Raw genomic sequence first — 14,111 nt, forward strand, 5'->3', positions numbered from 1 at the left:
TGGCCCGTCCGCCCCGCCGCCCCTCCGCTCCCGGGAGCGGAGGGGCGGCGGGGCGGACGGGCCATGGGCGGGTGCCTCCTCGATCGCGGCGGGGGAAGTGGAGCGGCCCCGGCGCCCGCACCGAGGTGCTGGGCTCCGGGGCCGCTCCGGCGTGCCGAGACTACGCGGAGAAGCGCGGGAAGGCGGAGCGACCCGCGTAGGTCGCCGCACCTCCCAGGATCTCCTCGATGCGCAGCAGCTGGTTGTACTTCGCGACGCGGTCCGAGCGGGCCGGGGCGCCGGTCTTGATCTGGCCGCCGTCCACCGCGACCGCGAGGTCGGCGATGGTGGTGTCCTCGGTCTCGCCGGAGCGGTGCGAGAGGATCGCGGTCATGCCGTTGCGCTGGGCGAGGGCCACGGCGTCGAGCGTCTCGGTGAGCGTGCCGATCTGGTTCACCTTGACCAGGATCGAGTTGCCGGCCTTCTCGGCGATGCCGCGGGCGAGGCGCACCGGGTTGGTGACGTACAGGTCGTCTCCGACGAGCTGCACCTTGTCGCCGATGGCCGCGGTGAGGTGGGTCCAGCCGGCCCAGTCGTCCTCGTCCAGCGGGTCCTCGATCGAGACCAGCGGGTAGTTGGCGACGAGGTCGGCGTAGTAGGAGGAGAGCTCCTCGGCCGAGAGCTTCTTGCCCTCGAACGTGTAGGCGCCGTCCTCGTAGAACTCCGAGGAGGCGACGTCGAGCGCGAGCCCGATGTCCTTGCCGGGGGTGAATCCGGCGGCCTCGACGGCCTTGAGGATGAAGTCGAGCGCCTCGCGGTTGGTGGGCAGGTCGGGGGCGAAGCCGCCCTCGTCGCCGAGGCCGGTGGCGAAGCCGGCCTTCTTCAGCTGCGCCTTGAGCGCGTGGTAGATCTCGACGCCCCAGCGCAGGCCCTCGGAGAAGGACTCGGCGCCCAGCGGGACGGCCATGAACTCCTGGATGTCGACGCCGGTGTCGGCGTGCGCGCCTCCGTTGATGATGTTCATCAGCGGCACGGGCAGGGTGTGCGCGTTCGGGCCGCCGACGTAGCGGAACAGGTCGAGGTCCGACGACTGCGCGGCGGCCTTGGCCACGGCGAGGCTGACGCCGAGGATCGCGTTCGCGCCCAGGCGGGACTTGTTCTCGGTGCCGTCGAGCTCGATCAGCTCGGCGTCGACGAGGCGCTGGTCGGTGGCGTCGAAGCCCTCGATGGCCGGGCCGATCTCGTCGATGACGGCGTCGACGGCCTTCTGCACGCCCTTGCCGAGGTAGCGGTCGGAGTCGCCGTCGCGGAGCTCGTACGCCTCGAACGCGCCGGTGGAGGCGCCGGACGGGACGGCCGCTCGCGAGGACGCGCCGTCCTCGAGCAGGACCTCGACCTCGACCGTGGGGTTGCCACGGGAGTCCAGAATTTCTCGGGCGACGACTGCCTCGATAAGGGCCACAACTATCTCCTCTTGACGGGTGGGCTCCCGGAGACGGGAGCGGTCGGGAAGGAGTCTACTGACCGCCTCCGAAGCGCAGGAGACCGCGGCCGGTCGTAGACTCCCAGGGCCCGATCGCCGGACGGCCCGGGCGCACCCGCCGACCCGGAGGTTCCCCGTGACCACGACCGCCGCCGACCACGTCGACCGTCTCACCGCCGTCGTCCCGGACTTCCCGAGCCCGGGCATCCTGTTCCGCGACCTCACGCCGGTCTTCGGCGACGGCGAGGCCCTGCGGGCGGTGGCCGACGCGCTGATCGAGCCCTACCGCGGACGGATCGACGCGATCGCGGGCGTGGAGGCGCGCGGCTTCCTGCTCGCCGCGGCGGCCGCCTACTCGGCCGGTCTCGGCGTCGTGACCATCCGCAAGCCCGGCAAGCTGCCGCGGGCCGTGCTGCGCGAGCAGGCGACCCTCGAGTACGGCGAGACGATGCTGGAGGTGCACGAGGACGCGGCGCCCCGCGGCGCGCGCCTGCTGCTGGTCGACGACGTGCTGGCGACCGGGGGCACGCTCGACGCGAGCCGCCGCCTGATCGAGCGCGCCGGGTGGAGCCTCGAGGGGATCGCGGTGGTCATGGAGCTCGACGGGCTCGGGGGCCGCGAGATGCTGGCCGGCCACCGCGTCGACGCGATCGTCACCGTCTGACCCGGCCCCGTCGCTCCGCTCCCCCTGCCCTCCCCCTTCCCGCGAGACACCACCGGGGTATGCGACCCACCGGGCGAGCCGCACTCGAATGGCGTCCCGCGGAAGGGGGAAGCGACGGGGTCAGGTGAGGGAGAGGGACATCCGGGAGAGGACGAAGGTCTCGAGCACTTGCACGAGCATGTAGAGCACGAGCGAGACGCCGGTCACGAGCACGACCGCCGACCAGACGTCCGCGAACCGGGCCTGGGCGGACCAGGCGTTGATCGCCCCGCCGATGCCCGCACCGGTGGAGAGCCACTCGGCGAGCAGCGCGCCCGTGATCGCTCCGGGCACCGAGATGCGGATCGCGGCGAAGAGCGAGGGCAGCGAGCCGGGGATGGCGACCTTGCGGATCGCGGTGAGGGTGCTGCCGCCGTAGACCGCGACCACGTCGAGCATCTGCGGGGAGGCGTTGTTGAGGCCGAAGGCGATCGTCACCAGCGCGGGGAACAGGACGACGATCCCGCCGATCACCGCGACCGAGGCGATCGAGCCGGTCCCGAAGACGAGGATGATCAGCGGCGCCATCGCGATCAGCGGCACCGAGCGCAGCAGCATCGCGAACGGCATCAGCGCGTGCTCGATGCCCTTCGACAGGCGGAACAGGATCGCGCCGAGGATCGCCACGACCAGGCCGGCCGCGAAGCCGATCAGTGCGTCGCCCATGGTCACGGCGAAGAGGCCGCCCAGCTCGGCGCGGTGCTCCGCGGCCTTCGCATCGGTCACCAGGTGCTGCCAGACGTCCCACGGGCCCTTGACCACGTAGGGCGAGACCCCGCCGAAGAGGACCACACCGATCCAGATCGCCAGCACGATCACGATCGTCGACAGGGCGACGAGCAGGCTCTTGCGCAGGCTCTTGAGAGTCGCGCCGAGGGCGGCCGTGCGCAGCTGGCGCCGCAGCTCGTCGACCGCGAGGATCGACGTGGCCGTGGACTGCTCCGTGCGGTCGGGGACGGTGGTCGTCATGGTCATGCCCGCTTTCCGGAGGACCAGGGCGCGATGAGGCGCCCGATCAGTCCGACGATGCCGTAGCCGAGGAGCGCGACGCCCGCGCAGAGGAGGAAGAGCGCCCAGACGCGGGGCGAGTTCAGCGAGACCTGCGCCGCGACCAGGATCGGGCCCACGCCCGTCTCGATCTTGCCGAAGTACTCGCCGAGGATCGCGCCGAGGAAGGCCGCGGGCACCGCGATCTGCAGCGCCGACAGGATGTTGGGCAGCGCCGCGATCAGACGCACCTTGCGCAGCTGGGTGAAGCGCGAGCCCCCGTAGACCGTGACGACGTCGAGCGCCGCCTTGTCGGCCGCCTTCAGCCCGAGGAGGCTGCCGACGACCGTGGTGAAGAACACCGAGAGGCCGGCCAGGAAGATCGCCGTCGCGCTCGCCTTCCCGGGAGCGTCCGCACCACCGAGGATCAGCAGCACGATCGCTCCGATGGCGACGATCGGCACGCAGTAGGTGATGACCGCGAGCTGCGAGACGACCCCCTCCAGCCAGGGCAGGACCAGCACGAGCGCCGAGAGCACCAGCGCGAGGAGGTTGCCCCAGAAGTAGCCGACGGCCGCCTCGCCGATCGTGACGGAGAAGTTGCGCCAGTAGAAGCCGGCGCCGTCCTCCATCGCGGTCTGCACGACCTGCACGGGAGTGGGGACGGGCGCGTAGGTCGCGGCGCCGGTGGGCGCGGTGACGAGCGCCACGATCCACCAGACGGCGACGATCGCGGCGACGCCGATCAGCCCGGTGAGCCACGGAGGCAGGGACAGGGTGCGGCGCGGGGCCGCGGGGAGCGTGGTGGCCACAATGCCTCCTAGACGCGGTCGTCCGCGGCCGCGCCGCCGTCGCCGAACAGCAGCTCGGAGGCCTGGTCGACGTAGGCGTGGAACTCGGGGGTGCGCTGCATCTCGGGGGTGCGCGGGCGGGGGAGGTCGATGTCGATGATCTCCTTCACCCGTCCCGGGCGCGGGCTCATGACCGCGACGCGGTCCGAGAGGAAGATCGCCTCCGAGATGCCGTGCGTGACGAGGAGCGTCGTGGCGGGCTTCTCGGTCCAGATCCGCAGCAGCTCGAGGTTGAGCTTCTGCCGCGTCATGTCGTCGAGGGCGCCGAACGGCTCGTCGAGCAGCAGGACCTCGGGCTTGAGGATCAGGCACCGGGCGATCGACACGCGCTGGCGCATGCCGCCCGAGAGCTGGGCCGGCTTGGCCTTCTCGAAGCCGCGGAGACCGACGAGGTCGATCAGCTCGTCGATGTAGGACTGGTCGACGCTCTTGCCCGCGATCTCGAACGGCAGGCGGATGTTCGCCATGACGCTGCGCCACGGCAGGAGCGCGTGGTCCTGGAAGGCGATGCCGAGCTTGTTGTCACGGCGCAACTCCTGGGGAGTGCGGCCGTCGACCCGGATGGAGCCGGACGTCGGCTCCTCCAGTCCCGCGAGGATGCGCAGGATGGTCGACTTGCCGCACCCCGACGGGCCGAGCAGGGCGAGGAAGCTGCCCTGGTCGGTGTGGAGATCGGTGTCCTGCAGCGCCGCGACGCTGCGCGAGCCCATCCGGAACGTCTTCGACAGGCCGTGGATCTGGATGCCGGTGCCGCCGGCACCCTGGTCGCGCAGGGTGTCGGCGTCGGTCGTGTCGGTCACGAGTGGTGCCCTTCGTGGATCAGGATCAGGCCGCGTACTTCATCAGCTCGGGGTTCTCCTCGTAGACCTCGTCGAGGAGGGTCAGATCGAAGAGGTCCTCGGCCGTGACGTCGATCCCGGCGCCCGCGAGGGACGCGATGGTCTCGGACTGCAGCGTCTCGGAGATGGTGAAGAGGCCGTTCGAGACCGTCTCGTCCGAGACGACCAGTTCCTCGGCCTGGATGGTGGCGCCCTTCTTGGAGGACTCCTCGTTGAGGCCGAGGTCCTTGCCGTAGTTCTCGACGGCGAGCATCGCGCCCGCCTCCGGGTCGTTGACCGCGTCGGTCCAGCCCTTGATCTCGGCGACGAGGAACGCCTTCAGAGCGTCGCGCTTCTCGGCGATCGCCTGCTCCGACACCGAGAAGGTCTCGGCGACGAAGGGGAGGCCGTTGTCGGCGAAGGGCAGGTTGACGACCTCGTAGCCCTCGGCCGCGACCGTGATGGCCTCGTTCGTCAGGTAGGCGATGAAGCCGTCGACGGTGCCGTTGACGAGGACGGAGGGGTCGTACTCGACGGGGACGACCGTGAGGTCCGACTCGGAGAGGCCGTTCGCGGCGAGCAGCGCCTGGAACAGGGAGGTGTTCGAGGCCTGGACGCCGATCTTCTTCCCGGCGAGGTCGGCCGGAGTGGCGATGTTCCCGGCGGTCTTGATCGAGAGGACCGTGAAGGGGTTCTTCTGGTAGGTCGCGCCGATGATCTTGAGCGGGGCCTCCTGCTGGGCGATCGCGGTGCCGATCGAGACGGCGTCGCTGAGCGCGACGTCCGCGCTGCCCGAGAGGAGCTCGGCCACGCCCGTCGAGGGGCCGGGGGTGAGCGTCACTCCCGCCAGGCCGGCCTCGGTGAAGTAGCCCTTCGAGTCGGCGAAGAACTCGCCCGCGAACTCCTCGTTCTTGATCCAGGAGAGCTGGACCTTGAGGGTGCCGAGGTCGCCGCCGTCCGCGGCGGACGCACCGGAGGAGTCGGAGGCGCAGGAGGCGAGGACGGAGGCGCCGCCGATCGCGAGGCCGGCGACACCCGCCAGGCGGAGGAGGCTGCGGCGGTCGAAGGCCGGGAGGGAGCGGAGGGGCGACAGGGTCAAGGGGACTCCTCGGGTGGGGATCGTCAGGGCTGCTGCGGTGGGGTGCGCGGGGTCGCGACGGGGTGCCCGTGCAGGCGCGCCAAGCCGCGCCGATCGGGTGCCTCGACGCTATCCGGGGGAGATTTCTCGGGTGTGTCCGCAGATTTCGCGGGTATTAAGGCTCTCACGGATCCGACAAGGATCCGACCAGATCGGCATGATCCCCTGACGGATCGGCTGAGACCCTGTTCAGGCCCGACAGGACGGCCCCGGCCCCTCCCGCGGACATGGCCCAGCGCCGGCAGCCGGCGACGCTCATCCCGAACAGCCGGTGCAGCTCAGCCGAGGTCCTTGAAGGAGAGGTCGGCGGCGGAGGCGGCGTCGCGCGGGACGAGCGCGAAGCGGGTGAATCCCGCGGCGGCCGCGCGGTCCAGCAGCGGGGTGAGGTTCTTCGCCCGGCGCTCGAGGCGCACGCGCGAGCCCCGGGCGATCAGCTCCTGCTTGAGCGCGAGCAGCAGCTCGGGCGCCGCGTCCCGCTCGTGGACGAGGACGACGGCGTCGGGACGCTCGACGACGGCACCGCCGATCAGCTCGACGATCCGCTCGAAGCCGATCGAGAAGCCGCAGGCCGGCACGTCCTGACCGAGGAAGCGGCCGATCATCCCGTCGTACCGCCCGCCTCCGCCGACCGAGGAGCCCGAGGACGGGTGCGCGATCTCGAAGATCGTGCCGGTGTAGTAGCCCATGCCCCGCACGAGCGTCGGGTCGAAGCGGAGCGAGACGCCGGCGGGCAGCGAGCGCAGCGACCGGGCCAGGGTCTCGAGCGCGAGCACCGCCTCCGGGTCGATGCCCTCGGGCAGCACGTCGAGGATCGCGGACTGCTCGAGCGCCACTCCCCCGGCGGCGACCGCCTGCTCGATCCGCGCGAGGTAGCCCCCGAGGACCGCGGCCGCGTCCGGCCCGTCGGCCTCGAGCTCGGCGACGACACCGGTGGCGCCGATCTTGTCGAGCTTGTCGATCGAGATCAGCGCCGGGCCGAAGCGCTCGGGGGCGAAGCCGCAGTGCTCGAGGATTCCGGTGAGGATGCGGCGGTCGTTGATCCGGATGGTGCAGTCCTCGAGGCCCAGTGCGTCGAGCGCCGCCGCGGTCGCCGTGATGAGCTCGACCTCGGCCAGCTGCCCGGGCTCGCCGACGATGTCGATGTCGCACTGCACGAACTGGCGGTACCGCCCCTTCTGCGGGCGCTCGGCGCGCCACACCGGCGCGATCTGCACCGAGCGGAAGACGGCCGGCAGCTCGGCGCGGTGGGAGGCGTAGAAGCGGGCGAGCGGCACCGTGAGGTCGAAGCGCAGGCCGAGGTCGGCGAGGGCGGACGCGTCGTCGACCGCCGCCAGGTCGTCGCGGGTGAGCCCGCGGCGCAGGACGCTGAAGGCGAGCTTCTCGTTGTCGCCGCCGAGCCCGGAGTGGAGGCGGTCGAAGTCCTCGACCACGGGCGTCTCGATCTCGTCGAACCCGTGGGAGGCGTACACGCGGCGGATGACGCCGAGCGCGTGCTCGCGCTTCGCCTTGTCGGCGGGGAGGAAGTCGCGCATGCCGCGGGGCGGGGTGATCGGGGAGGCCATGACGGCGATTCTCCCAGATCGGCCGGGGCGGGCCCGCGGGCGCCTCAGTCCGCGCGCCGCTCCTGCTCCACCGCGCGGATCTCGTCCTGCAGGTCGCGCGTCGCGGTGCGGAGCGCACGCTCGGCGTCGAGCCCCTGGGCGCGGGCGGAGGCGACGATGGCCAGCAGCAGCGGGCCGAGGTCCTCCTCCGACTCGATGGGAAGCGGGCCCTGGCCGGCGTCCACGACGCCCAGCGAGGTCGCCTTGCCGATCACCTTGTCGGCGAGCGCGAGGGCCGGCATGCCCTGCGGGATCCCGTCGAGCACGCTCGTGCGGTGCGGCTTCTCGGTGCGCTTGAGCTCGTCCCACACCGCGATGACGTCGTCGGCCGTCTCGGCCGTGGCGTCGCCGAACACGTGCGGGTGGCGGCCGATCATCTTGGCGTTCATGTGCGCCGCGACGTCCTCGATGGTGAAGGGCTCGGCGCTCTCGGCGGCCAGGTCGGCGTGGAAGAGCACCTGGTAGAGGACGTCGCCGAGCTCCTCGATCAGGTCGGCCCGGTCCCCCGCCTCGATGGCGTCGACGAGCTCGTGCGACTCCTCGATCAGGTAGCGCACGAGCGACTCGTGGGTCTGCTCGGCGTCCCACGGGCAGCCGCCCGGGGCGCGGAGGACGTGGACGGTGCGGATGAGCTCGTCGAGCCGGGGATGCGCGGTCACCCCGCCATCCTCGCATCCGGTCCGGCCGCCGCCGCGGACATCCGGGCGGCGCGGGCGCCCGGGAGCCTCAGGCCCGCGCGAGACGCCGCCGCGCGACGAGGAGGCAGCCGCCGGCGACGAGCGGCACCGCGGCGAGGAGACCGGGCGACGCCGCGACGGACACCGCGGTCGAGGCGCTGACCAGTGCACCCGCCAGGTTCCAGAGGGCCACCGCGACTCCCGCGCCGTCCCCGATCGGGAGCGGCACCGGGCTGAGCAGCTGCGGCGGCAGCGGACCCCGGGTCGCGTCCATCGCCCGCGCGGCGACGGCGGCGACGGCGGTCGCGGCGGCCACCGGCACCGCCGCGCCCGGGAGCAGCAGCGAGGCGGCGAGGGCGCCGAGCATCGCGACTCCGACCGCGAGCACCAGCGGGAGGACGGCGTGCAGGAGGAGCAGCTCGAACGGGCCGGGCGCGAGGAGCGCCGGCTGTCCCGCGGTCGCGGCGGCGTGGCGGAAGCCGTCGCTCCAGACGCCGGCGCCGAGGTAGGCGAGCACGCCCGCCGCGGCGGCCGGGAGCGCGAGGAGGGAGGACGGCACGACCGCGGCGAGCACGGCGGCGGCGCCGGCGGCGGCCAGCGCGACGACCGCGACCGCCGAGCGTCCGGGAGTGCGCAGCGCGCCGATCGCGTCGCGCACCGGCACCGCGAGAGCGAACGGGGAGAGGCGGACCGCTCGGAGCCCCCGCCCGACCGCCGGGAGGGCGCGGTACCCGTCGAGCGACTCGGCGAGGTCGCCCGTCGCTCCGAGCCGGGCGGTCGCCGACCACTGCCGGGCCTGGGCGAGGAGCCGAGATCCGCGCGCGGCGTCGAGCAGCCGGGGCGCCGCGGCCAGGAGGACCGCGGCCGACGCGAGCAGCACGGTCGCGGCGCGCACCTCCTCCGTTCCGCTCACGGCCGAGGCGAGGAGGCCGCCCGGCGTGGGCGCACCGGGCACGAGGGCCCCGAGGACCGCGAGGGAGACGAGGAGGCCCGCCGCGAGCGCGGGGAGGCGCGAGGGCAGGCACTGACCGGCGAGCCAGGCGACGGCGAGGAGGCCGGCGAACGCGGCGCCGCCGAGGACGGCCGCGAGGAGCGGCGCGGAGGCGGCGAGGGCGAGGAGCGACGCGCCGGCGGAGCAGCCCGCCACGAGACCGGCCGACGCCCGGACCACGGGTCGGCGGAGCACCGACCAGCGGCGCAGATCGGTCGCGAGCAGCACGGCCGTGGTGTGCGGCTCGCCCACCGCGGGTCCGCGCACCCGGCCCAGGAGCACGGCGGCGGGCAGGGCGAGACCCGCGGCGAGGGCGATCAGCGGCTCCGGCACGGCTCCCGCCTCGGCGGCGAGGAGCGCGAGGGCCCGGGCGACGGGGAGGACGACGACGAGGACGGTCATCGCGGCGAGGTAGCCCGCGTAGGCGCGCGGACTCGGCGGAGCCGCGGCGCGGTGCCGATGCAGAGCCCGCACCTCGGCGACGCGGGCCCCCTCCGTGCGCGTCACGCCCGCTCCAGCTCGACGACCCGCGCGCCCAGACCCTCGATCAGCACGGGGCTGTGGGTCGCGACGACGAGCGCCCGGGACGCAGCTGCGCGCCGCAGGACCTCCGCGACCAGCGGCACCCGCTCGACGTCGAGCCGCTGCTCCGGCTCGTCGAGCAGCAGCACCGCGGAGGGGCGGGCCAGCACGAGCGCGAGGGAGAACAGCTGCGTCTGCCCGGAGGAGAGCTCGTGCGGGAAGCGGCGGGCGAGCGGAGCGAGCGCGAGCGCGTCGAGACCAGCTGCGGCCTCGCGGCGGGCGTCGGCGACCGGCGCCCCCCACGAGACGGCCACCATCGCGAGGTGCTCCTCGAGGGTCAGATCCCGCTCGAAGGGCGGGGTGCCGATCAGGGCGGCGACGGCGCGGCGGTGGGCGGCGGAGCGCTCCTCCGGGGCGCGCCCGGCCACCGCCACGACTCCCTCGCTCGGAGCGGTGAGGCCGGCGATCACCCGCAGGAGCGTGGTCTTGCCGGTGCCGTTGCGGCCCGTCACCGCGACGCGCTCCCCCGCCTCCACCTCGAGCGAGCACGGGGCGAGCAGCTCGACCCCCGAGGCGCGGACCGCGACCCCGCGGACGGCGACCAGCGGGCCGGCGAGCGGCTCCGGCTCTCGAGGACGTCGGGCGGCGAGGAGCGGCATGCCCTCCATCCTGCCAGCGCGCCCTGCCGCAGCGGCGACGGCCGCCGGAGCGGGGCGGCGCGCCACCGGGGAGCGCCGCCCCGAGGACCTCAGACGGTGACAGGCTCCGGGAACAGCGAGTCCAGGAGCGACGCCACCCACTGGATGAGCGCCCGGTCGCCGAGCGGGACGCCGTCGAGCACGGGCATCGGCACGACGACCGCGTCGGCCTGCTGCAGGTACTTCGCGGTCGGGTACATCCGGCGCAGGCGCACCTGGACCGAGTCGGGCAGATGAGCGGGAGCCACGCGGACGTTCGAGCCCATCGCGACCACGTCGCTCAGGCCCGCCTTCTGTGCGCGCATCCGCAGCCTCGACACCAGGATGAGGTTCTCGACCGCCTCGGGCAGCTCGCCGTAGCGGTCGGTCAGCTCCTCGACCACGAGGTCGATGCTCCCCTCCTTCGCCGTCGGCGACGACGCGGCCGACAGCTTCTGGTACGCCTCCAGGCGCAGCCGCTCGCTGTCGACGTACTCCTCCGGGATGCGCGCGTCGACGGGCAGCTCGAGCCGCAGCTCCGTCTGCCCCTCGGCGACCTCGCCGCGGAAGGTGTCGACGGCCTCGCCGATCATCCGCAGGTAGAGGTCGAAGCCCACGCCCTGGATGTGCCCGGACTGCTCGCCGCCGAGGAGGTTGCCCGCACCGCGGATCTCGAGGTCCTTCAGCGCGATCTGCATGCCGCCGCCGAGGTCCGAGTTGGCGGCCAGCGTCTGCAGCCGGTCGTACGCGGTCTCGCTCAGCGGCTTCGTCTCGTCGTAGAGGAGGTACGCGTAGGCGCGCTCGCGGCCGCGGCCGACCCGCCCGCGCAGCTGGTGCAGCTGCGAGAGACCGTACTTGTCGGCGCGGTCGACGATCAGCGTGTTGGCGTTCGGGATGTCGAGGCCGGTCTCGACGATCGTCGTCGACACCAGGACGTCGAACTTGCGCTCCCAGAAGTCGACGATGATCCGCTCGAGCTGCGACTCACTGAGCTTGCCGTGCGCGACCGCGATCCGCGCCTCGGGCACCAGCTCGGCGAGCTGCGAGGCGACGCGGTTGATCGTCGAGACGCGGTTGTGCACGAAGAACACCTGGCCCTCGCGCAGGAGCTCCCGGCGGATCGCGGCCGACACCTGCTTCTCGGAGTAGGGGCCGACGAAGGTGAGGATCGGGTGGCGCTCCTCCGGCGGGGTCGCGAGGGTCGACATCTCGCGGATGCCGGTCACCGCCATCTCGAGCGTCCGCGGGATGGGGGTGGCGCTCATCGAGAGGATGTCGACGTTCTTCTTCAGCGCCTTGAGCTTGTCCTTGTGCTCGACGCCGAAGCGCTGCTCCTCGTCGATCACGAGCAGGCCGAGGTCCTTGAAGACGATGTTGTCGCTGAGGAGCCGGTGGGTCGCGATGACCATGTCGACGGTGCCGTCGGCCAGGCCCTCGATCGTCTCCTTCGACTCCTTCGCGCTCTGGAACCGGCTGAGCGCCCGCAGGTGGACGGGGAAGCCGGCGAAGCGCTCCTGGAACGTCTCGAGGTGCTGGCGGACGAGCAGCGTGGTCGGCACGAGCATCGCGACCTGCTTCCCGTCCTGGATCGCCTTGAACGCGGCGCGCACGGCGACCTCGGTCTTGCCGAAGCCGACGTCGCCCGAGAGCAGGCGGTCCATCGGGATCGGCCGCTCCATGTCGGCCTTGACCTCGTCGATGACGGTGAGCTGGTCGGGGGTCTCGGCGAACGGGAACGCCTCCTCCAGCTCGCGCTGCCAGGGGGTGTCCGGCGGGAAAGCGTGCCCGCGGGAGGCCATCCGGGCGGAGTAGAGCTTCACGAGCTCGACCGCGATGTCGCGGACCGCGCGGCGGGCCTTGCTCTTGGCCTGCGCCCAGTCGCTCCCGCCCATCTTGCTCAGCGCCGGAGCCTCGCCGCCGACGTAGCGGGAGAGCAGGTCGAGCTGGTCCGTGGGGACGAGCAGCTTGTCGCCGGGGAAGCCGCGCTTGCTGGGGGCGTACTCGAGCACCAGGTACTCGCGGCGCGTCTTGATCGCGTTGCGGCCCCCGCTGGAGACCTCGCGCTGCGAGAGCTCCACGAACCGGCCGATGCCGTGGGTGGCGTGCACCACGAAGTCGCCGGGGGTGAGCTGCAGCGGGTCGACGACGTTCTTGCGGCGCGACGCGAGCTTCTTCACCGCGCGGGAGTCGTAGCCGACGGTGCGGCCGTAGAACTCCGTGTCGGTGACCAGGGCGAGCTTCGCCTCCTCCACCTCGAAGCCGTGATCGACGGAGGCCTGGACCACGTAGGCCAGACCCGTCTCGAGCCCTGCGGGGAGGTCGGCGACGATGCGGGCGGCGACCTCGTGCTCGGCGAGGACCTGGTCGGTGCGCTCGACCGTGCCGGTGCCGGGCGCGGTCAGGACCACGGTCCAGCCGTCGGCCAGGCGCGCGCGGACGTGGGCGAGGGCGCCCTCGACGCTCGCTCCGAAGCCGGGGACCGGCTCGCCCTCGACGCGGACGGCGAGGATCTCGTCGATCCCGAGCTCCTCCGGCAGCACCTCGGCCTCGCCCGCGGCGGGGCCCTGGCGGAACGTGCTCATCGTCCACCAGGGGTGGTCGGGAGCGTCGGCGCCCGGGGCGCTGAGCTTCACGGAGTCGCGGAGCGCGCCGAGCGAGATGAACTCGCCCGAGGCGAGGTCGATGGGGGCCTCGGCGCCGGCGGTCGCCGCGCTCCAGGCCGCCTGCAGGAACTCGCGGTTCGTCTCGGCGAGGCTGATCGCCCGCGTCGCCACGCGCTCGGGGGCGAGGACAGCGACGGCCGCCCCCTCGGGGAGGTAGTGCGAGATCGGGACCAGCCGCTCCAGCAGCGCGGGGGCGAGCGACTCCATGCCCTCGACCGGGATGCCCTCGGCGATCTTCGCGAGCATCGCCGACAGGCTCGGGAACTCGTGCAGCATCTCGCGGGCCCGCTGCCTCACCGCGGGCACCAGCAGCAGCTCGCGGCTCGGCGGGAGGACCACCGAGTCGGCCTCGCCCGGAAGCGAGCGCTGATCGGCCACGGAGAAGCCGCGGACGGAGTCGACCTCGTCGCCGAAGAAGTCCACTCGGCTCGGATGCTCGGCCACCGCGGGGAAGACGTCGAGGATGCCGCCGCGCACGGCGAACTCGCCGCGGCGCGTGACCATGTCGACCCGGGCGTAGGCCAGGTCGACCAGCTCGGCCGAGATGCGGCCGAGGTCGTAGCCGCGGGCGCCCTTCACGAGTCGGATCGGCTCGATGTCGGCGAGGTTGTCGGCGACCGGCTGCAGCGCCGCGCGCACGGAGGCGACCACCACGAGGGGCCGCTCGCCGGACCACTGCTTCATCCGCCGCAGCGCGTCCATGCGCCGCCCCACGATCTCGGCGCTCGGGCTGAGGCGCTCGTGCGGCAGCGTCTCCCACGCGGGGAACTCGACGACGTCCGCGTCCGGCAGCATGCAGCCGAGGGAGGCGCGCACGTTCTCGGAGTCGCGGCCCGTGGCCGTGACCACCAGCGCCGCCTGCGGGCGTCCCGCCTCCGCGCGCCTCTCGATCAGGCCCGCGAGCAGGGGGACCCGGAGGCCGTCGGCCACCGAGAAGTCGGCGTCCCGCACCGCGTACGCGAGAGCATCGTCGAACGTGGAGGCGCGCGACAGCGCCGAGATGATCTCGTTGAGGGGCACG

The 14,111-nt window shown here is 73.1% G+C and carries 11 protein-coding genes; 1 reads left to right on the forward strand and 10 read right to left on the reverse strand.

Annotated elements, in window-relative coordinates:
- Positions 1–160: 160 nt before the first annotated feature.
- Positions 161–1,441: a phosphopyruvate hydratase gene (gene eno, locus C5C63_RS05830; RefSeq protein WP_104222361.1), complete on the reverse strand. Its 1,281-nt coding sequence runs from the start codon at positions 1,439–1,441 to the stop codon at positions 161–163.
- Positions 1,442–1,598: 157 nt separating this feature from the next.
- Here eno and C5C63_RS05835 point away from each other — a divergent pair, with 157 nt between their 5' ends.
- Positions 1,599–2,126: an adenine phosphoribosyltransferase gene (locus C5C63_RS05835; RefSeq protein WP_104292313.1), complete on the forward strand. Its 528-nt coding sequence runs from the start codon at positions 1,599–1,601 to the stop codon at positions 2,124–2,126.
- 120 nt (positions 2,127–2,246) lie between these two features.
- Here the strand turns inward: C5C63_RS05835 and C5C63_RS05840 are convergent, their stop codons facing one another.
- From C5C63_RS05840 to mfd, 9 genes are all read right to left on the reverse strand, one after another.
- Positions 2,247–3,140, reverse strand: a complete 894-nt coding sequence (locus C5C63_RS05840; protein ID WP_104295495.1) for an ABC transporter permease — start codon at positions 3,138–3,140, stop codon at positions 2,247–2,249.
- Positions 3,137–3,964, reverse strand: a complete 828-nt coding sequence (locus tag C5C63_RS05845; RefSeq protein ID WP_258059477.1) for an ABC transporter permease — start codon at positions 3,962–3,964, stop codon at positions 3,137–3,139. Before C5C63_RS05845 ends, C5C63_RS05840 begins: the two co-directional genes overlap by 4 nt.
- 8 nt (positions 3,965–3,972) lie before the next feature.
- Positions 3,973–4,713, reverse strand: coding sequence for an ABC transporter ATP-binding protein (locus C5C63_RS05850; RefSeq protein WP_104222373.1), 741 nt, complete (start codon positions 4,711–4,713; stop codon positions 3,973–3,975).
- Between the two features lie 115 nt (positions 4,714–4,828).
- Positions 4,829–5,920, reverse strand: a complete 1,092-nt coding sequence (locus C5C63_RS05855) for an ABC transporter substrate-binding protein (RefSeq protein ID WP_258059873.1) — start codon at positions 5,918–5,920, stop codon at positions 4,829–4,831.
- A 317-nt stretch (positions 5,921–6,237) separates the two neighbouring features.
- Positions 6,238–7,521 (reverse strand): histidine--tRNA ligase, encoded by a 1,284-nt coding sequence (gene hisS, locus C5C63_RS05860; RefSeq protein WP_104325675.1) that lies wholly within the window; start codon positions 7,519–7,521, stop codon positions 6,238–6,240.
- Positions 7,522–7,565: 44 nt separating this feature from the next.
- Positions 7,566–8,219, reverse strand: coding sequence for a MazG family protein (locus C5C63_RS05865; protein WP_104222356.1), 654 nt, complete (start codon positions 8,217–8,219; stop codon positions 7,566–7,568).
- A gap of 67 nt (positions 8,220–8,286) precedes the next feature.
- Positions 8,287–9,735 carry a hypothetical protein gene (locus tag C5C63_RS05870; RefSeq protein WP_104325676.1) on the reverse strand — a complete coding sequence of 483 codons (1,449 nt, stop codon included), beginning with the start codon at positions 9,733–9,735 and terminating at the stop codon, positions 8,287–8,289.
- Positions 9,732–10,409, reverse strand: a complete 678-nt coding sequence (locus C5C63_RS05875; protein ID WP_104256567.1) for an ATP-binding cassette domain-containing protein — start codon at positions 10,407–10,409, stop codon at positions 9,732–9,734. The genes C5C63_RS05870 and C5C63_RS05875 overlap by 4 nt, the downstream gene beginning before the upstream one ends.
- 89 nt (positions 10,410–10,498) lie before the next feature.
- Positions 10,499–14,110 carry a transcription-repair coupling factor gene (gene mfd, locus C5C63_RS05880; RefSeq protein ID WP_104325677.1) on the reverse strand — a complete coding sequence of 1,204 codons (3,612 nt, stop codon included), beginning with the start codon at positions 14,108–14,110 and terminating at the stop codon, positions 10,499–10,501.
- Position 14,111 lies beyond the last annotated feature (1 nt).

Origin of the sequence: Rathayibacter sp. AY1B8 (genome assembly GCF_002932775.1) — a bacterium.
Taxonomy (GTDB): Bacteria; Actinomycetota; Actinomycetes; order Actinomycetales; family Microbacteriaceae; genus Rathayibacter.

What these genes read in the sequence shown, in the direction of transcription:
- C5C63_RS05850 (WP_104222373.1), bottom strand. Translation starts at nt 4,713, where the DNA reads ATGGGCTCGCGCAGCGTCGCGGCGCTGCAGGACACCGATCTCCACACC.
- hisS (WP_104325675.1), bottom strand. Translation starts at nt 7,521, where the DNA reads ATGGCCTCCCCGATCACCCCGCCCCGCGGCATGCGCGACTTCCTCCCC.
- C5C63_RS05875 (WP_104256567.1), bottom strand. Translation starts at nt 10,409, where the DNA reads ATGCCGCTCCTCGCCGCCCGACGTCCTCGAGAGCCGGAGCCGCTCGCC.
- C5C63_RS05840 (WP_104295495.1), bottom strand. Translation starts at nt 3,140, where the DNA reads ATGACCATGACGACCACCGTCCCCGACCGCACGGAGCAGTCCACGGCC.